Below are 19343 nucleotides of genomic sequence, written 5' to 3'. Positions count from 1 at the left end.
AAAAATCGGGAGGCGTCAATAGAAAACGGGCCACGAGACGTGAGCATGAAATTAATTTTCATAATTCGGTAGGCGGCTTTCGATAAGCGCGGTCAGTGGCGAGAATACCAAGGCAGCGGAATGGAGCAGGCGCATGTTTGAAGCCCGGCGCGCAGAAAACAGGCTTGATGGCAACTAGCGGCAACTTCGCCGGCAAGCTCACGCAAAACTCGCGAAATGTTGAAAAGTCGAGCGCGCTTGCGTGTGTAGGATGGGCGAGAACCCGAGGCCAGGAGGAGCCATCATGACCCGCATGACAGCCAAGGATTTCCCACAGGAACTGCTCGAACTCTATGATTATTACGCGCATGGAAAGATTACCAAGCGTGAGTTTCTCGACCGCGCCGGCAAATTCGCTGTCGGCGGCGTGACGGCAGCCGCCATTCTGGCGTCGCTGAGCCCGAATTATGCGCTGGCGACCCAGGTCGAGGCCACAGATCCGGATATCTCCGCCGAATACATCACCTATCCGTCGCCGAAAGGAAATGGAGATGTCCGCGGCTATCTCGTTCGCCCCGCAAAAGCCGCCGGCAAGGTCGCGGGCGTGGTCGTCGTTCACGAGAACAGGGGCCTGAACCCCTATATCGAGGATGTGGCGCGGCGGGTGGCAAAGGCCGGCTTCATCGCGTTGGCGCCGGATGGGCTGACGTCGGTCGGCGGCTATCCCGGCAATGACGAAAAGGGACGGGAGCTCCAGCAGAAGGTCGATCCGGAAAAGCTGATGAACGACTTTTTCGCGGCGGTCGAGTTCCTGATGAAGGGTGATCTCACCACCGGTAAGGTCGGCATAACAGGCTTCTGCTACGGCGGCGGCGTCGCCAACGCAGCGGCGGTCGCTTATCCGGAACTCGCCGCAGCCGTGTCCTTCTACGGCAGACAGCCACGCGCCGAAGACGTGCCGAAGATCAAGGCGCCGTTGCTTCTGCACTATGCCGGGCTGGACAAGGGCGTCAACGAAGGCTGGCCGGCCTATGAAGGGGCGCTGAAATCGGCCGGCAAGACATACGAGGCTTATATCTACCCCGACGTCAATCACGGCTTCCATAATGACACCACGCCGCGTTACGACGAGGCGGCAGCCAAGCTCGCCTGGCAGCGAACGGTCGACTGGTTTACGAAATATCTTGCCTGAGACTGCAGTGACGTGAGGCGGCGGGGAGCAATCCCCCGCCAGCTTGGAAATCTCGTGCCTGGCTACTGTGAACGGTCGACTTTGCGCCGTCCCCGGCTGACCATCATTCCGCCGACGATGAGAACAATACCGCCGGCGTTCGCCCAGAAGGACCCCGGGACGCCGCTGATGTAATCAAACGCCACCCCCGTTACCATCTGCCCGCCGATGATCAGCAGAGCCGAATTGACCGCGCCGATCCGCGCAATTGCCCAACTGCCGGCGGCCACGAAGACAACGCCGAGCGGACCACCCAGATAGGCGTACCAGGGCGCCTCGGCGGCGCCTGCCGGAAGCAGGCCTCCGACAAAGAGACCAAGGCAGGTGAGGACGGCAAATCCTACGGCGTGATTCCAGAAGGACGCGATCAGCGGCGTCGTGGAGATGCTCAGACGCCCATTGAGCTGACGGCTGAGGCCGACGAGCACGCCGCCGAGGCAAGCAAGCAGAATGAAGAGCGTCACGCCGCACCTCGCCCGAACAGGATAATGAGTGCCGCCCCCGCAACGACGAGGCCGAGTGCCGCGATGTCGCGTGCATCGGGATGCCGCTTACGCATGCCGAACAGTCCCCAACTGTCGGCCGCGACGCTGAAGACGACCTGGCCTGCGAGACCGAGAGCCAGGGTACCGGAGAGCCCGAGCGGTGAGTTGACCGCGGTCGAGGTCAGCATGACTGTTGCCGCGCCGGATATTCCGCCGAAGTAGGCCCATAAGGGCGCCCTGGGGGTTTTGCCACGCGTGGGCCTGGCTCGCCGGTGGATGAGCAGCAGAAGAATGACGGCGGCGATGATGCCTGTGCCGTGAGCGGTCCAAGAGGAGAACAGCGGATTGCCATAACGTGCCAGCTCGCCATTGAGGTGCACCATGAATGTCAGGAGCCCACCCGTGGCAAAAGCGCCGGCAAAGTAGATCGGATGCGGATTTCGTGCGGCGTCGATGGTCATTGCAGATCCCGTCAGCGAATCGATTGCGGCTAATGTTTTCAAATTGCCACTAAGGCCATTCATCGGCATCTTCAGCAAGACGCGGTGTCGTCATAGCCTGGCAGGCACGGAGGACGCGATCCTAAGGATCCAGCCACGTTGATCGCGTTTCTCCTCGATGCAAACGCACCGATCGTCAGGTCGGGGAGCGTAGGCGATCATAAGAAGATACCGCCGGCCATCGTCATGCGTGCTTTTCTGAAATGGCGGAAATTTCGCCGGATGTGGCAGCGTTCTTCATAGCGGAACCGCTCTATGATTACCGCAAGTCGCTTCCGCTTTCGGCAATTGTGCGGTAGCCTGTCCGTTCGTTCACATCCGGCGAAGGTTTCGCCGTGAGCCCGCAGATGTTGAGTACGGGCGAAGTTGCGATCGTCCAGAGTTTCGGAACAGTTTCCGTCATCCGTGATCCGGCTAAAATGCGATATGAACGGAACAAGCATGCCTGCAATTGGGTTTCGAACCTTAGCGTTTAAAAGGAGGAGCATCATGCCTACGGTTGCCGCGACGCCCATTACTCCGCCCGATCAGCACGTCGTCACCGCGCGCGAAGCCATCGAGCCGCTGTATGAGAAGCTCGAACTTCAAACGGAATCGCTGGTTCTTTCTGCAGCACTCGAAGCAGGATGGTCTCCGGACGAGGCAACGGAAGCGCTGGCGGCACTCAGACTGCAGGACGCGCTGTCCATCCTCGACGAACGGTCCGGCCAGTAAATTCGAAGAAAAATCGACGAGGGCGGCTAAGTGTCTCAAGATCGCGGCCGGGGCTTTGCCGATCTGATCCTGGGTGGGCGATCAATCCGGTCGTGTGCGATCCGACCAATGGCATGCCCGTATGCCCGGTCCCGCCGTCGAGGATCGTCCTAATGCAGTAGTCATCTCGATTCCTCACAAGCTGGCGTAGAGAGCAATTCACGCCGGGAACAATAGTTCAACGACCGTTCCTTTGCCCGGCGCCGAGGCAATGCGAGCGTCGCCGCCGCTCTGGCGAACGAAGCCATAAACCACGGCCAGGCCAAGACCTGCGCCACCTTCCGCTTCGCGGGTTGTGAAATAGGGTTCAAAGGCTTTGTCAACGGCCTCTGGTGTCATTCCGATACCGTTGTCCGTAACGCTGACGCTGACGCCCGCCTCGCTGCTGGAACAGCGGATGAGGATCGTTCCGCCAGCCGGCATGGCTGCAGCGGCGTTGAGGCAGAGATTGAGGATCGATTGTTCGAAGAGCGCTGTATCGATGACCACTGTGGGCAGGTCGTCGGCAATATTGAAGGCAAGCCGGCATGTTTCGCCAATGGCGATTTCCAGCACGTCGGCCATTCCGCGCAGAACAGCGCCGATCTCCACCGGTCCTGGACGGATCGGCTGCTGGCTGCCGATGGAAAGCATGCTCCCGGCCAGCGACCTGCCGCGGTCGGCCGCCTTTCGGATGCGAGCGAGGTGCCGCTTCTGCCGGTCGTTGAATCCGGTTTCGCGCTCCAGCAGGCCGAGGCTGCCTGTGATGATGCCGATCATGTTGCCTACCTCGTGGCTCACCTGGTGGGTCATGCGCATGATGCCGTCGAGCCGTTGGATCTTTGCTGCCTCCGCCTCCTGCCGGTCCATGTCAGTGATATCGCGCGCCAGCAACACGATGCCGCCATCCGGTTGGCGCGATATCGACACTTCCGTCACCCGCCCAGCGTCAGAGCGGTGGCGCAGTACGGACCTGTCGGAGAGCAGACCGGCGTCGTTCTCGGCCGGCAGGAGTGCCGGATCGATCTCTGGCAGCGGCGTCACGAAATTGCGAAGCGGCAATTTCCTGGCCGAACCAGACCAGCCGACCAACTCGATGACGCGGCGGTTCATGGTGATCGGCCGGCCGCGCGGATCGAACAGCGCAATGCCCTCGTTCATGCTGCGGAAAGTGGAGCGGATGGTGCGGGCAGCGGCCTCCGCAGTGCGCCGCAGCCGCGTGACGCGCTCGACGCTCTCGCGGAATGCACGGAAGGCTTCGAGCAGGCGCACCAACTCGGTTTCCGTGCCGTCATAGCGCGGCGCGTCAACGTCCTTGCGCCCTTCTGCCAATGCATTCATGCCGTTCGAAAGCGCGACAATGCCGCGTGAGACACGCATGACCGAGCGGATCGAGACCACGGCCATCGCCAGCACCAGCAGCGAGGCGACGGCGACGATGACGAGGATGCGGCTCAAGGCATCGGAGGTCGAGACGAGGTCGTCGCTGAGGCCGCGGGCGACGACCTCACTTTGGGTTTCAGTCGCGTGCGACAGATCGCGGGAAACACTATGCAGGCGCGAGACGGCCGCGCGGATGGCGAACATTTCGAGGAGATAACGCGTCTGCGCCTCGAAGACCCGTTCGTATGGGGCAAGTTCGGCGGCGCCGATCCGGATGTCCGGCGCGGCGCGTTCGAGGCGCGGCGCGGTCTCGGACACGTAGCGCCGGCGCAATTCACCGAGCTGGAAGAGGCTGTCCGAGTTGGAGGCGGATTGCACGACGGCATTCAGCCGACTGCGGAGATCGACATCGGCGATGCCGCTGCCGGTCGCAATTTCGCCAAGCGCTGCGGCAGCCTCGGCCTTGTGCTGCTGGGCGGATTCCGCATCGCCTGCAAGCGCCGTCGTCTGCGTTCGGATCGTTTCCAGCAGCTCGACGATGCGGCTGCTGGTAAAACTATTCGCGGCAGCCTCGTCGTTTTCAGGTTGCATAGCGCGCAGCAATGCATCGACCTGCACGACGACCGAGCGGCTTTCGCTGGACACTCGATAGGGCGAGGTTGCATTCATCAGGAAAGGTGCGCTGGAGACGAGATCGGAAACCTGCCGCGAGACCAGCGAAGCCTTGGCAAGACTCGAAAACGCCTGCAAGCCATAGGCGGCCATCTCTTGGCGCGCCCGCTGCAAGCCGTAGATGGCGATCGTTGCGAGGCTGAAGACGAGCACGCAGATAAAAACAATGGCGAAGGGCAGGCGAAAGGCGATGGAGGATAGGAACGGACGGCTGATCACCATGCGATCTCGCCCTCGTCGGTGTCGAGAACATAGCCCTTGCCGCGGCGCGTTTTGATATGGCGCGGAAGGTCTGGATTACGCTCGATCTTGCGACGCAGGCGCAGCACGAGCACGTCGACATTGCGGTCGATATAGCGCTCGCTCTCTGCGCCCAGCCGGTCGAGGATCTGGGCGCGGCTGACGGGTGTGTTGGGGGTTTCAGCAAGGATTTCGAGCAGCGCGAATTCGGCGCTCGTCAGCGACTTGGCTGGGTCAGTGCGGCAGGTGGCGCGGCGGCTCTTGAGATCCACTGACCAATCGCCGAGTCTAAGGGATGCGGGTTCGTGCTCTCGCTCGCTTTCGCGCTCCGGCTTCAGTGAAGGGATGGTCCGGCGCAGTACGGCCTTGATGCGGGCCGTCAATTCGATCGGCTCGAAAGGTTTGACGACATAGTCGTCCGCCGCCGTTTCAAGGCCGAGCACCCGGTCCACGGCGCTGCCGGCAGCCGTCACCATGACGATGCCAATATTGGTCTGAGCGCGCAGGCGCTGCGCGAAGGTGCGGCCGGAAGTGCCGGGCAGGTTATGGTCGACGAGCACGAGATGCACGGTTTCGCGCGAAAGCACGATTGCTGCTTCCTCCGCCGACGGTGCGGTGAGAGGCATCCAGCCCTCCGCCTCCACGAGGTCGGAGATCAGCTCCGCCATGTCCGGATCGTCCTCGACGATCAGAATGCTGATCCTCTCATTCAACACATGCACGTCCTCCCGCATCCATTATAGGCAGGGCCGTCACGATCTTCAAAGCGGGCTCGTGTTATGCGCTTTGTCACATTTGTAACCTTTGTCATTTTTGAGGGTTCGCCGCCGGCAAAGCTGTAAGAACCGTAACCATTCTTCGATTGCGCAAGGCAGCAGATGTGACATCCTGATTGCGGAGATTGGGACGCAGGGTCCGATGGGAGGGAATCGTGAGAGGCATCACCGCTTTCAGCGCGGTCGCGGCTTTGTGGCTGGCGAGCACCGGCACCGGCATGGCTGCCCCGTCACTCACCGTTTTGTGCGGTGTGGACGAGATGTGGTGCGCTGCGATGAAGACGGCCTATGAGGCAAAGAGCGGGCACGAAATCTCGGTGACCCGCAAGAGCACCGGCGATATCCTCAATCAGATCCGCGCCGAGAAAGCAGCACCGACCGTCGACGTATGGTGGGGCGGCACGGGCGACACCCATCTGCAGGCCGGTTCTGAAAATCTTCTCGAACCCTACCAGCCGGCCCATGAGCGCGACATGCTGCCCTGGGCGCAGAATTTCTTCGCCATGTCCGGCGGCCGCTCGGCCGGTATCTATGCCGGGGCGCTCGGTTTTGCCTACAATGCCGATCTCTTACGCGAGCTGAAGCTGCCGGCGCCGACCTGCTGGAAGGACCTGACGGATACCGCCTATCGCGGCCGCATCCAGAGCGGCAATCCGAATTCTTCCGGCACCGCCTTCACCACGCTTGCGACGCTGGTCCAGCTCTTCGGCGAGGACGAGGCTTTCCGTTATCTCGCCGCGCTCAACCGCAACATCGAGCGTTACACCCCCTCCGGATCTGCGCCTATCAAGGCGGCGGCGCGCGGAGAAACGCTCATCGGCATTTCATTCATGCATGATGCCGTCACGCAGAAGCAGGCGGGCTTTCCGCTTGTGATCGTCGCGCCCTGCGAAGGCACCGGCTATGAGATCGGTGCCGTGAGCATCGTCAAGGGTGCGAAGAACATCGAAGAAGCAAAGCGCTTCGTCGACTTCGCACTGAGCCCTGAAGGACAGGGTACGGGAGCGGCGTCCGGCCAGAACCAGGTGCCATCCAACGCGAAATCCAGCCTGCCGATCGCAGCGCCTGACATTTCGATGATCAAGATGGTCGACTATGACTTCGCCACCTTCGGTTCGCCGGAAGAACGAAGTCGACTGCTCCGCAGGTTCGATGCGGAAATCGCCGCAACGAACTGATCGAGCAATTAGACAAACCCCAATGCGACATCGTGAACGCGCCGCCGCGGGCAGGCCGACGGCCCCGCTGTGTCTTGTTCATGCGAAATCAAACCCAGGCAACAGGAGGATGCCACTATGAAAACCAAGACCCTTTCCCTCATGCTCTTCGCCGGCACGGCGCTCGCGGCGCTACCAGCGCAGGCGGCTGGCGAACTCAACCTCATCTGCTCGGCCGACGTCGTCATCTGCGAGCAGATGAAGGGCGATTTCGAGAAGGCGCATGGGGACATCAAGGTGAACATGGTTCGCCTCTCGTCCGGCGAGACCTACGCCAAGGTGCGCGCCGAGGCCCGCAACCCTAAAACCGACATCTGGTGGGCCGGCACGGGCGACCCGCATCTTCAGGCAGCATCGGAAAATCTGACGCTGGAATACAAGTCGCCGAAGCTCGATGAACTCAACGACTGGGCGAAGAAGCAGGCCGAAAGCTCCGGCTACAAGACGGTCGGCGTCTATGCCGGCGCGCTCGGTTGGGGCTACAACACGGAAATCTTCAAAACCAAGGGCTATAAGGAGCCGGTCTGCTGGGCCGACCTTCTGGCGCCGGAATTGAAGGGCGAAATCCAGATCGCCAACCCGAATTCTTCCGGCACCGCCTATACGGCGCTCGCCTCGCTCGTGCAGATCATGGGTGAGGACCAGGCCTTCGACTACCTGAAGAAGCTGAACGGCAACATCTCGCAATATACTAAGTCCGGCTCGGCACCCGTCAAGGCGGCTGCACGCGGCGAGACGGCACTCGGCATCGTCTTCGTGCACGACGCGGTGGCGCAGACGGCGGAAGGTTTCCCGGTCAAGGCGATCACGCCCTGCGAAGGCACCGGCTATGAGATCGGCTCCATGTCGATCATCAAGGGTGCACGCAACCTCGACAATGCGAAGATCTGGTACGACTGGGCGCTGACGGCGGAAGTCCAGTCCCGCATGAAGGATGCAAAGTCCTTCCAGTTGCCTTCCAACAAGAGCGCGACCATCCCTAAGGAAGCGCCACGCTTCGAGGACATCAAGCTGATCGACTACGACTTCAAGACCTATGGCGACCCGGCAAAGCGCAAGGCACTGCTGGAACGCTGGGATCGCGAAATCGGCGCCGCCGCCAACTGATGTCCTGACAGGCGGCGCCTGCCTCCACAGGCGCCGCCTTCCTACACTCAAAAACAGCGAGGTTAGCCATGAGACATGGCAATCGCAGGCTGGACGTGGTCCTGCTCCTGGGCGTGGTCGCATTGACCCTGTTGCCCTGGTATCGGATCGAGAACGGCTTCTTCGGGCTCGGTTGGCTGGCCGGTTTCCCCCTTTCCACGGAGGCCGCCCCCGGTCTCGTACAGATCTTCGCGCATGACCGGCCATGGCTTGCCGCTGCGCTCGTGCTCCTTCTCCTGGCGGTCGCGGGTCGCGGCATGGTGGATCCGATGCGCCGCGGCGCCGTGCTGGCCTGGACCGGCGCGATCGGCGTTCTCTTCCTCTCGCTCCAGGGCCTCGCCATCGGCTTTTCCGGCTGGAACTGGACGGTGAGCGACATGCTCTTTGGTCCGCTCTCGAACGGCCAGCCCGCCATGGGGGCGGGTGCGGTGCTCTCTTCCATCACGTTCGTGCTGCTCTTCGCCTTCGGGCTTGCCGAGCGCGGCGTGATGAAGGGCGATGCCTTTGTCGTCAGCGCAATCGCGCTCCTGGTCTTCCTCGTCGCGGTCTTCGTCTTCTACCCGATCGGCAGCATGTTCGTCGGTTCGGTGCAGGATTTCGATGGCTCGTTCAATGCGGATAACTTCATCCGCAACATCCAGGATCCGAGCATCTGGAGCCTCAACTGTGTTATAGGCGCCGGCCGCTGCGGCGTCGCCTGGCGCACGCTGTGGCTCGCCATCATGACCGGCCTCGGCTCGACCCTGCTCGGCCTTGCCTTCGCGCTCGTCGCCACCCGCACGCGCTTTCCCTTCAAGAAGGGCCTGCGGCTACTGACGATCCTGCCGATCATCACGCCGCCCTTTGTCATCGGTCTGGCGCTGACGCTGCTCTTCGGCCGCGCCGGCGTCGTCACGCAGGGGCTGTCGCAACTGTTCGGCCTAGAGCCCGGTCGCTGGCTCTATGGCCTTACCGGCATCTGGATCGCGCAGGTGCTGTCCTTCACGCCGATCTCCTTCCTCGTGCTGATCGGAGTCGCCGAAGGCGTCAGCCCGTCGATGGAAGAGGCCTCCACGACACTGCGCGCCGACCGTTGGCGCACCTTCTCGCGGGTGTCGCTGCCGCTGATGAAGCCCGGTCTCGCCAACGCCTTCCTCATCGGCTTTATCGAAAGCATGGCCGATTTCGGCAACCCGCTGGTGCTCGGCGGCAGCCATGGCGTGCTTTCGACGGAAATCTTCTTCGCCGTCGTCGGCTCGCAGAATGATCCCTCGCGCGCTGCCGTGCTCGCCATGGTGCTGCTCGCCTTCACGCTCTCCGCCTTCCTCGCCCAGCGCGTCTGGCTGGCGGGCAAGAACTTTGCCACCGTCACCGGCAAGGGCGACAGCGGATCGCATATCGCCCTGCCGCGCGGGCTGTCGATCGGCATTCACGCCGTCGTCATCCCCTGGATCCTTTTCACGCTCGTCATCTATGGCATGATCCTGATCGGCGGCTTCGTGAAGACCTGGGGCCTCGACAATTCGCTGACGCTCGACCACTACGCCAAGGCCTTTTCGATCAGCTTCGAAAACGGGATTGCCTGGACGGGTGTCGCCTGGAACTCGTTCTGGACAACGATGGAGATCGCGCTGGTCTCCGCCCCGCTGACAGCCGCAGTCGGTCTACTTACAGCCTACATCATCGTGCGCCAGAAATTCGCCGGCAAGAATGCCTTCGAATTCGCCCTGATGATGAGCTTCGCCATTCCCGGCACGGTCATCGGCGTCAGCTACATCATGGCCTTCAACCTGCCGCCGCTCGAGATGACCGGCTCGGCGCTGATCCTGATCGCCTGCTTCGTCTTCCGCAACATGCCGGTCGGCGTGCGCGGCGGCATCGCTGCGATGAGCCAGCTCGACAAGAGCTTGGATGAGGCCTCGCTGACGCTCCGGGCCAACAGTTTCCGCACGATTCGCAAGGTCATCCTGCCGCTCCTGCGTCCTGCCATCACTGCCGCGCTCGTCTATTCCTTCGTGCGTGCCATCACCTCCATCAGCGCCGTCATCTTCCTCGTCAGCGCCGAGTACAACATGGCGACCTCCTACATCGTCGGCCTCGTCGAGAATGGCGAATACGGCGTGGCGATCGCCTATTCCTCCATGCTGATCGTCGTGATGATCACCGTCATCGCCGGCTTCCAGCTCATCGTGGGCGAGCGGCGCCTGCGCCGTGAAAACCGCGTCGCCGGCCTCGCCACCTCCGCTTCCTCTCGTCAGGAGAAAATCGCATGATCAACCGAAAAGCCGGTTCCGTCGTCTTCCAGAACGTGCGCAAGACGTTCGGCGCCTTCACCGCCATTGCCGACCTGTCGCTGACAATCGAGCCCGGCACGCTCGTCACCCTGCTTGGCCCTTCCGGCTGCGGCAAGACGACGACGCTGCGCATGCTTGCCGGCCTCGAACATCCTTCGGCCGGCAAAATTCTCATCGGCGGCAAGGACGTCACCATGCTGCCGGCCAACGAGCGCGATGTCTCGATGGTGTTCCAGTCCTATGCGCTTTTTCCGCATATGAATGCGCGCGACAACGTCGCCTATGGCTTGGAATCCTCCGGCCTCAGCCGCAAGGAAGCACGCGAGAAGGCGGAGGAGGGGCTGGCGCTCGTCGGTCTTGCCGGCATGGGCCACCGCCTCCCCGCCGAACTCTCCGGCGGCCAGCAGCAGCGCGTCGCCGTCGCCCGCGCACTGGTGCTGGAGCCGCAGGTGCTGCTGCTCGATGAGCCGCTCTCAAATCTCGATGCACGCCTGCGCCGCAAGGTGCGCACGGATATCCGCCAACTCCAGCAGCGCCTGGGCTTCACGGCCGTCTATGTCACGCACGATCAAGACGAGGCGCTTGCCGTGTCCGACCGCATCATCGTCATGAAGGACGGCGAAATCGCCCAGTCCGGCGCCCCGCGCGATCTCTATGAAGCGCCGGCTTCCGCCTTCATCGCCGATTTCATGGGGGAAGCGAATGTCATCCCATGCGAGGTGGTCGGCATCGATGGCGGCGATGCTGAAATCCGCATTGGTAGCTTCAGGCATCGCGTGCCGGCGGGCGCGGCGACGCCGGGCGCGGCAAGCCTTGCCGTACGACCCGGCGCGATCGCGCTTTCGGAAGGACGCGGGCAGGGGCTTGCCGGCCGCATCCTGCACTCGGCCTATCTCGGAGATCATGTCGAGTACGAGGTCGAAACCGACGTCGGCACGCTCTTCATCGTCGACCATGCCGTCGACCGCATCCTGCCGGTTGCTTCCGACACGACACTCGGCTTCCGAAGTCGCGGCATTGCTCTTATCAGCGCGTGAGAGCTCTCCGGCGAAGCTGTGAGACGACTGGCGTTCGATCCCGGTCTACCAAAATGAACGCGCCTCCTGGAATCTCCGCTTCAAATCAATGTCCCACCCGTCTGAAGGAATAGGAATGATTGATATTCTGTCGCTCGAAAATGATTTCGAGGCTGTTATTTTTGATTGCGACGGTACACTCGTTGACACGCCGCCTATTTATGCGGACGCATGGATGGCCGGCCTTTCACTTTCCGGCAAGCCGATGAACCGGGATTGGTATCTGCTGCGGGCAGGCATGTCCGAAGGCGTTCTTATGGACGCCTTCGAGCGAGATTTCGACGTCGTGCTTGATCGCGAATCCGTGATCGCCGCCATGCGATCGCACTTTCTCCAGAATGTGCACAAGGTGCTCGAAGTTGGTGCGGTTGCTGCAACCGTTCGCCGGTTGGCGGGCTTGCTTCCAATGGCCGTTGCATCGGGCGGTTCTCGTGAGATTGTGACGGCGACGCTGGAAGGGACGGGTCTGCGGACGTATTTCGATCACATTGTCACGATCGACGACGTGGCAAATCCAAAGCCGGCGCCAGACCTGTTTTTGCAGGCGGCCGGTTTATTGGGAGTAAACCCGGCCCGGTGCGTCGTGTTCGAAGATAGCGAACAAGGCCTTGAATCGGCCCGACGGGCGGGTATGAGCGCCATTGACGTGAACTGCATCGATGCCCATGAGCAGCAATGCGGCATGAACAGAGGCGACAGCTTGCAGATCAATGCCTGAAAATTCGCTTGTACGGTCGCTTCGCTCGCCTTCGCCTGCGGAGCCTCGTCTGAAACAGCAACGACAAGAACCATCACATGGAGTACCAGCATTATGTCGTACGAGACGGAACTTGATACACGCTTCGCCCTCGCCAAAGCCATTGCGCAGGAGGCGGGCGCCATGGCGCTCGATTATTTCAACGGCCGCGAGACGCTGGTGATCGAGACGAAGCGGGATTTGCAGGATGTCGTTTCAATCGCCGACCGTGACGTCGAGACGCTCCTGCGACAGCGCGTGGCAGAAGCCTTTCCTGCAGATGGATTTCTTGGTGAGGAATACGGTTATCAGCAAGGGCAGTCGGGATTGACATGGGTGGTTGATCCGATCGACGGAACGGCGCCCTTCGTCAATGGCATGCCGACTTGGTGTGTATCGATTGCCGTTCTGCACCGCGGCGTGCCGGTGATCGGCGTGATCCATGTTCCCTGCGCTGATGAACTCTATGCAGCGGCAGCAGGCATGGGCGCAAGCCTGAACGGCAAGACTCTGAACCTCGATCCGTCGCGGACTTTGCAGAATGCGATAACCGGCATCGGCTGCAACTCCTATGTCACGCCGGAACGGGTAGGTGCAATTGTCTCTGCCCTGCTCGGCAAAGGTGGAAATTTCATCCGCAATGGCTCCGGTGCGCTGATGCTGGCCTATGTGGCCGCAGGCCGGCTTGTCGGCTATTACGAGCCTCACATGCGCGCTTGGGACTGCATGGCGGGCTACTGCCTCGTCAAGGAGGCCGGTGGAACCCATCTAGCCTTCCCGGCCGAGGGTGAAGCCTTGTTGCAGGGCCATCCGGTGCTGGCGAGCAATCAGACAGTTTATGGTGATTTGCTGGCAATCCATACCGGCTGAATCTTGTAGACAGCCCAGAGCAGGTCTCTGGCTCGCTTCGCTCAAGCAGAGCCAGGATCGTGTTCCTCAAATTCGATTTCTTCGGCGTCACGGCAATCGTCCTGGTTCTCAGTTTTGAGCGTCAAATCCAACCCAGCCGCTCAGATGGAGCGACCAATGTCATCAAAAACGCGACGAACTCACTCGTGAGCCGGGTTACAAGGTGCGCGTTCGCCCGAATGACCGCAACAGCAGATTAAGAGAGACGGCAACCTTGTCGATGTCGCGGACGTCGCGCGAATATCGACCGGTGTAGAGTTTTACAATCATGCTGTCGCGAGCAGAGCCGCTGAGTTCGAAATACAAGTGCAGGTAATAGGCTTGCTTGTCACCGCCGCGACTTACGCTCCTTCGTCGTTGGGTGATCTGTCCGAGCTCCGCTTTGATCGGGGCGAAGCCAGAAAGTTTCAGCATCGCCGATTTGGATTGAAATCGCGCCATATCAGGGACTGCAACGACCGCCTTGTCGAGTGCCAGACTGACGACTTGGCCGGGGACATTGTCGACGATAGCGGGCTCATCGAGCTTGAACGCATGAAACAGGCGCCGAGGTTTCTCAAAGCAGATGAGTGACGCGATGAGCAGGACGACGATATTGATCCCTGACCACCAGGCCGCGACCGGCGAAAACTGGCCTTGTACATGCGACGTTTCCGGTACGACGTTGACCAGCAGGCCAACCACGGTGATCGTGATCATGCTTGCGATCCAGGCGAAACTGTAGCGGTCGAACTGGTTCGCCTCGTTGCCACTGCCCTTTGGCGTCACCCTGAAAGGCTTGCCAAATGGTCTCACCAGGCTGGAGACCACGGTCGGCAACATGCGGAATGTCGCAAAGGTGCCGACGGCGCTGGAAACCACAGGCAGATAGCGCGTCGGCGTGATCCACAGCATGAGCAGAAAATACGCCGCCAGCAGCGGCACCTGGTGAGACACATAATCGGCTATATCAGTGAAATTGAGCGGAAGCAGGCCGAACCAGAGATAGACGACGGGGACGAGCAATATCGTGAAGCGGACCAGATACTGCACCAGCCATGATGCCGGCAGGAACATGATCCGTTGAAAGAGCGTCAATCCCGGGCCGCGCAGCGGGCCATTATACAGGTAAAGGGTTTGAATACCCCCCTGACACCAGCGTTCGCGCTGCACAAAATAACCGGTCAAATTTTCGGCGGCCAGTCCCATCGATAGCCGCTCGTTCAGGTAGCGCGTCTTGTAGCCTTTGTTGAGCATCGAAAGAGTTGTCAGCAGGTCTTCTGTGATCGACTCCGTCGGAAAACCGCCAATTGCGTCGATCGCTTGCCGCCGGGCAATCGAGCATGACCCACAGCAGAAACTGACGTCCCAGGCATCTCGGCTGGGCGCAATCTCGTCGAAAAACAAACGCTGCTCGTCCGGCCAGATATTCTCCAGGCCCAGGTTTGATTGCACCGGATCGACATTGAAGAAATGTTGAGGCGTCTGAACAATGCCGATGCTTTCGTCGGAAAAGAAGGGCAGCGTTCGGCGAAGGAAATGCCGATAGGGAACAAAATCGGCGTCGAAGATCGCAATAAATTCGCCCGAGCTGACCTTCAGCCCATTGTTCATATTGCCGGCTTTGGCATGGCTGTTGTCGGCGCGCGTGACGTGGATGACGTTCTTTTCTTCGCAATAGGCCTTCAGCCAATCCCGGCGTTGATCGTCAAGCACATACACATTCAATTTGTCCGCAGGATAATCCAGCGAGCGGGCGCCGATGATGGTTCGCTCGAGAACATCGAGCGGCTCGTTATAGGTGGGAATGAAAACATCGACTGTCGGCAGCTCACGTTTGTCGCGCGCGAAGAAAACACGACCCAGCCTGTCCGTTTCCGCGCTCCGGTCGACATAGCGGCTCATCAATACCAGAAAGAGGATGACTTCGACGCAGGCCAGAACCTCGACCACAAAGAGGATCCAGACCCAGTAGAAACTCGCGCCGTCATTCGGATAGGGAAGCACCGTCTCGGTCAAGCGCCAGAACATGTATCGCAAGGCGAATGCTGCGACGAACGCGCAGGTCACCGCCCGTGTCCAGGTGTGATGCCGCGACCAATTGAACGGCCCCAGAAAGAAGAAGGCCAGAACGAGAAAGGTCGGAACCAGCGCTAAAAAATACTGAACCACAGGCTTTTGACCCAGTTGGACACGTTGATACCATGCTTGGAAAACCGTACCTGCACTGTGCGCCCCACCTGGCAGGAATTCGCAAAGTCGCCGTTCATGAAGGACGGATCGAGGCGAACGCGAATGCGGGCATTACGCTCGGTCGACGGCGGCAAACTGGCGGCAAAGGAATCGGTCTCGACCGAAGCCGAACTGCCTCTGGCAGAAATGACCGTTCCTTTGAAGACATCGCTGCGGCCGAACAAGCGCACCTGCGCGACAAGCCCCGGATAGATCTCGTCGTAATTGACCTCGGGAACGAGGATATCCACAAACAGCTCTCGACAGTCGAGGAGGCGCATCAACTCGTCGTTCAGCACCACGTTGGAACCGTCGACGATGCTCCTGGTCCAAACAACGCCGTCGAACGGCGCTATCGCGGTTGCGGACTCAAGGCTGCTGACGCGATCTGCCTCTTTGATCAGCTGCTTTTGTACTTCGGTGGCTCGTGTCTCGTTTTCCGCGATGCGTGAGTTCAAGTCGTTGATGCGAACGACAACCTCGTCTTCACGCTGTCGCGAATAAGGCACGTCATTTTGTCCGTCGCCGAAGACAAAGATACCCTGGCGGACCGCATTGAGCCTTTGTTCCAATTGATCGACAGTCAAATTGCTGATTTCGACCTCGCCACCAGTCGCAGCTCCGGCGGCCCGCGCGACCTCGACCAGCTTCTGCGTCAGAATGCCTTTTGACTCGAGCTCCATCCGGCGGTTCAGGTCGACCTGCGCGACCAGATCCTGAGCTTGCGACACTTCGACTTTTTTCCGCAGGATTTCAACTTCGCGCTCGAGATTGGCAATGGTGGTCTGCCTGTAGATTTCCAATCTGGCAGACAATTCCTCGCGAAGCGCGGAGAGCTCTTCCCGTTCCTTTTTAAGGGCCGCGACGCGGTCGAGCGCCGTGTTGCGATCTGCCTCGAGCGAAGCGAGGATTGCCCGATTGACGCGCGTATTTCTGATTTCTGCGAGGGGTTGCCCCGCCTTGACCGGGCTGCCGACCTTGAGGGGTTCTTCGGCAATCGTGCCGTCGATTGGCGCATTAACGACAGCAAACCGGGCATTGACCGTGCCATCAAGGCTGGTAAAGCCGGTAATCGTCGGCAATGACACGACGGTCACGAGTGCCAGCAGCAACAGGCCGACAACGATGCGTGTAATGCGATGATTCCAGATCATGTCGGCATCCGAAGGTATCGCGACTGCAGCCATCCGTCCCTATCGAGCCGGCACAGACGGATGCAACTCATTATTGCATAATTTAGCGCATGGAAATTTATAGGCAAGTGACGTCGTGAACCTGCTACAGAAACAGTTCGGCTCTGGACGAAATGCCGCCGACCGGGCGTGGCGCCGGCGGTGCAGGCCATGTGGTCAAGCCGGCGCGGCGGCTGACCTGGTGGGTCAGGGATAGAGCGTAGGCGGTAGGGGGTGATGGAAATTACCGCGCCTACTAGCAAGGCCGCCATGTCATCGAGACAGAAACAGCAGAGCGGTTCAGCTTTTCACGAAAGCCCAGAACCGCTCTAACCTTTTTTATTTACGCAATTTCCAGCAAAAGCGCTTCGCGCTTGGCCTGAGAAAACCGCTTCTCACTTTTTCCGGAACTGCTTTAATTCGGTCGAAGCTTTTTGGTCGCGATCAGCATGACGAGATCTTCGGAGGCATCTGCGAGCGTCAATGCCAACTCCGCAGCCGACCATCCACGTTTCTGCAAACTGACGAGCATTTCCACCATTGCGACTTCGACTTCTCGTCTGCAGCTCGAAATCGGCTTCAATTGGATAACGTTCTCATCACATGCGGTAGTCATCTTAGCCTCCTCTGCCACATGAAAGGCAGCGTGAAAGAAATTCGACAATGGGTGGATATGATAGGGGTTGCGTGCAAGCCTCGAGCCTTTACGCATCGACACAGATGGCCTCAGCTGCGCGCAACCCCTCGCGCGCCATTATTTGCCGATGTCCGGCATCAGGAGCGTCTCGCATGAATCTGCACGATGGGCGGTAGAATCTTTCCTGGCGCACCCTCAGGATAATTCCTGTTGCAAGCCAAGGCTTGCGCAAAGCGCACACGACTATTTCTCCGATAGTTCACGGCCTATCTCCCATGTTTGCATCTTTTGTTTTGAATGAGTGTCTTTTTACGTTGACGGCGCTTCGACACTACATTGCACCGGCAGTTGAGTATTTTGGAAATTTCCGAACGTCTTTCGGAATTAACCATTGCTTATTTAGATATATGAACGGGACGCAATTGTCGTTATCGCCGAATCCAGAAAATTATCGGTCCGTCCATTTCTGCTCGCAAAGGAATATGATAAGTAGCTTATGCACGTAGAGCTTTAGCGCAAATTGGCTGCGCGTTCAGCCGCGAAAACGATTGTTTGCTTCAGTTTCAACAGCCCGGATCGGCTAATGCGCTGGAGGAATTGGATGGTTACGGAATCTGGAGATGACCCGGCTGCGGGACGGGAATGGCCGGCGCACCTGGAGCGGCGGCGCTGGCCGCGCGAACCGTCTTCCCAGAAAGAACATCGAGTGGACGTTCCACCGGCGCTGGTGCCCCTGCGATTCTCGACGCACGAATTGCCACCGAAAGAACAGTTCCAGGCTTGGCGATCACATGTGGCGCCCCTTATGGATGTTCATCTGCCGGACGGAAAATCGGAGGGGGACGGTTTCCTTGCGGAACAGACCGGCTGGCATCTCGGCGATATCCTCATCGTTCAGCAGCGCGCGCAGGCGTGCAGCTATATTCGCGATCAGGCGATGCTGCGATCGAGCCCGATCGATCATTGGAACGTCGGCGTGTTGCGCAGCGGCCGGGCCTGGACCGAGGCCGATCGGCATGTAACGGAGACCGGCCCGGGTGAGATATTTTTCAGGTCTCTTGGTTATCCGTACCGCGGGCGGATGACCGATTCAGTCGCTGTGCTCGTCTTCCTGCCCTATGAACTGTTGACCCGTGACGCGAGCCTTTTGCAGAACGCCAACAATACCGCCTTCTCCGGTAGTCTGGCTGAATTGCTGGTCAGCTATATCAACGGCCTGGAAGCGAACCTGAGCAGTTTGACAGTGGAGGAGGTGCCGCGGATCATACGGACGATCGGCGATATGGTCGTTGCATGCGCTGCATCCTCCACAAGTTCTGACCGCGGTCACGAACAGACCAATATGGGGCTGATGGAGCGGGCGCATCGCTATATTCACCTCAATCTTCATTCGGATGGCTTGACGCCTGAGGTCATGTGCCGTGCGCTGGGGATTTCGCGGACGCGGCTCTATCAATTGTTCGAAACGAGCGGGGGCGTCTTCAATTACATTCGCAAACGTCGATTGCTGCAGGCCTATGCGGATCTTACCAACCCGACCGACACCAGGCCGATCTCGGAGATTGCCGAGGCCGCCGGCTTCGATGTTGCAGCCAATTTCACGCGCGCGTTCAGCCATGAATTCGGGCTCAGCCCGCGTGAAGTCCGAAAGACCATAGCAACCGAGCGCCCGGTTATCCCAGCAACACGTTCCATGCAACATGTCGGGACAACGATCGGCGACTGGCTGACGCTGGCACATTGATGCGGAAAGCGCCAAAAGTAATTTTCTACGTGTTTTCAAATAATTATGCAGCAGAATTTGCCATGCGTCTTAAGTTCCATAAGACTGATTATGCGATCTTCTTCTGTAAGGGCGGTACATTCTATCTCGAACTGCAACAAAGGCGCTAAGCTGCCTGCTTTTCGGGAGCCATGGTTTGATCCGTACCTTTTCGCATTTGAGTTTTGACGAACGCCGATCGATTT

At 59.8% G+C, this 19343-nt stretch carries 17 protein-coding genes and 1 pseudogene; 10 read left to right on the top strand and 8 right to left on the bottom strand.

The genetic code is table 11. The features are described 5' to 3' along the window. Positions 1–283: 283 nt before the first annotated feature. Positions 284–1171: a YghX family hydrolase gene (gene yghX / locus QWJ46_RS02895; RefSeq protein WP_302748920.1), complete on the top strand. Its 888-nt coding sequence runs from the start codon at positions 284–286 to the stop codon at positions 1169–1171. A 62-nt stretch (positions 1172–1233) separates the two neighbouring features. Here the strand turns inward: yghX and QWJ46_RS02890 are convergent, their stop codons facing one another. Together QWJ46_RS02890 and QWJ46_RS02885 are read right to left on the bottom strand one after the other, a co-directional pair. After that, complete coding sequence (locus QWJ46_RS02890; RefSeq protein WP_302748919.1) at positions 1234–1674, bottom strand: DMT family transporter; 441 nt, start codon at positions 1672–1674, stop codon at positions 1234–1236. Further along, positions 1671–2156, bottom strand: a complete 486-nt coding sequence (locus tag QWJ46_RS02885; protein WP_302748918.1) for a DMT family transporter — start codon at positions 2154–2156, stop codon at positions 1671–1673. The genes QWJ46_RS02890 and QWJ46_RS02885 overlap by 4 nt, the downstream gene beginning before the upstream one ends. A 132-nt stretch (positions 2157–2288) precedes the next feature. On the opposite strand from QWJ46_RS02885, the pseudogene QWJ46_RS31240 reads away from it, so the two are divergent. Together QWJ46_RS31240 and QWJ46_RS02880 are read left to right on the top strand one after the other, a co-directional pair. Further along, a pseudogene (locus QWJ46_RS31240) lies at positions 2289–2438 on the top strand (pirin family protein); the annotation flags it as partial. Between the two features lie 246 nt (positions 2439–2684). Then, positions 2685–2909 carry a hypothetical protein gene (locus QWJ46_RS02880; protein WP_064695708.1) on the top strand — a complete coding sequence of 75 codons (225 nt, stop codon included), beginning with the start codon at positions 2685–2687 and terminating at the stop codon, positions 2907–2909. A gap of 198 nt (positions 2910–3107) precedes the next feature. Here QWJ46_RS02880 and QWJ46_RS02875 read toward each other — a convergent pair whose 3' ends face one another. Both QWJ46_RS02875 and QWJ46_RS02870 read right to left on the bottom strand, forming a co-directional pair. Next, positions 3108–5201, bottom strand: coding sequence for an ATP-binding protein (locus QWJ46_RS02875; RefSeq protein WP_302749489.1), 2094 nt, complete (start codon positions 5199–5201; stop codon positions 3108–3110). Next, positions 5198–5938: a response regulator gene (locus QWJ46_RS02870; protein WP_184458611.1), complete on the bottom strand. Its 741-nt coding sequence runs from the start codon at positions 5936–5938 to the stop codon at positions 5198–5200. The genes QWJ46_RS02875 and QWJ46_RS02870 overlap by 4 nt, the downstream gene beginning before the upstream one ends. Positions 5939–6153: 215 nt before the next feature. On the opposite strand from QWJ46_RS02870, the gene QWJ46_RS02865 reads away from it, so the two are divergent. The 6 genes from QWJ46_RS02865 (at position 6154) to QWJ46_RS02840 (ending at position 13316) form a co-directional block, all read left to right on the top strand. Further along, a complete protein-coding gene (locus QWJ46_RS02865) occupies positions 6154–7176 on the top strand; it encodes an ABC transporter substrate-binding protein (protein WP_302748917.1) in 1023 nt (340 codons plus the stop codon). Positions 7177–7293: 117 nt separating this feature from the next. After that, positions 7294–8322, top strand: coding sequence for an ABC transporter substrate-binding protein (locus QWJ46_RS02860; RefSeq protein ID WP_302748916.1), 1029 nt, complete (start codon positions 7294–7296; stop codon positions 8320–8322). A gap of 68 nt (positions 8323–8390) precedes the next feature. Then, positions 8391–10613, top strand: coding sequence for an iron ABC transporter permease (locus QWJ46_RS02855; protein ID WP_302748915.1), 2223 nt, complete (start codon positions 8391–8393; stop codon positions 10611–10613). Next, on the top strand, positions 10610–11671 hold the full coding sequence (locus QWJ46_RS02850; protein ID WP_302748914.1) for an ABC transporter ATP-binding protein: 1062 nt from the start codon (positions 10610–10612) through the stop codon (positions 11669–11671). The genes QWJ46_RS02855 and QWJ46_RS02850 overlap by 4 nt, the downstream gene beginning before the upstream one ends. 115 nt (positions 11672–11786) lie before the next feature. After that, positions 11787–12428, top strand: coding sequence for an HAD family phosphatase (locus tag QWJ46_RS02845; protein WP_184458616.1), 642 nt, complete (start codon positions 11787–11789; stop codon positions 12426–12428). A 90-nt stretch (positions 12429–12518) separates the two neighbouring features. Further along, entirely contained in the window at positions 12519–13316 is a 798-nt protein-coding gene (locus QWJ46_RS02840; protein ID WP_302749488.1) for an inositol monophosphatase family protein, read from the top strand. A 195-nt stretch (positions 13317–13511) separates the two neighbouring features. Here QWJ46_RS02840 and QWJ46_RS02835 read toward each other — a convergent pair whose 3' ends face one another. The 3 genes from QWJ46_RS02835 to QWJ46_RS02825 form a co-directional block, all read right to left on the bottom strand. Continuing rightward, a complete protein-coding gene (locus QWJ46_RS02835) occupies positions 13512–15506 on the bottom strand; it encodes a glycosyltransferase (protein ID WP_302748913.1) in 1995 nt (664 codons plus the stop codon). Continuing rightward, positions 15488–16720 (bottom strand): HlyD family secretion protein, encoded by a 1233-nt coding sequence (locus tag QWJ46_RS02830; RefSeq protein ID WP_184458618.1) that lies wholly within the window; start codon positions 16718–16720, stop codon positions 15488–15490. The genes QWJ46_RS02835 and QWJ46_RS02830 overlap by 19 nt, the downstream gene beginning before the upstream one ends. Before the next feature lie 433 nt (positions 16721–17153). Continuing rightward, a complete protein-coding gene (locus tag QWJ46_RS02825) occupies positions 17154–17354 on the bottom strand; it encodes a hypothetical protein (RefSeq protein WP_184458619.1) in 201 nt (66 codons plus the stop codon). Between the two features lie 622 nt (positions 17355–17976). Here QWJ46_RS02825 and QWJ46_RS02820 point away from each other — a divergent pair. After that, the gene (locus QWJ46_RS02820) at positions 17977–19119 is read left to right on the top strand and encodes an AraC family transcriptional regulator (protein ID WP_302748911.1); all 1143 of its coding nucleotides are present in this window, start codon (positions 17977–17979) and stop codon (positions 19117–19119) included. Between the two features lie 35 nt (positions 19120–19154). Here the strand turns inward: QWJ46_RS02820 and QWJ46_RS02815 are convergent. Then, positions 19155–19343: hypothetical protein (locus QWJ46_RS02815; RefSeq protein ID WP_302748910.1), on the bottom strand; the 189-nt coding region annotated here is incomplete at its 5' end.

Source organism: Rhizobium sp. CBN3, assembly GCF_030518245.1.
GTDB classification, from domain to species: Bacteria; Pseudomonadota; Alphaproteobacteria; order Rhizobiales; family Rhizobiaceae; genus Rhizobium; species Rhizobium aethiopicum_A.
This window is presented reverse-complemented; position numbering and strand designations above follow the sequence as displayed.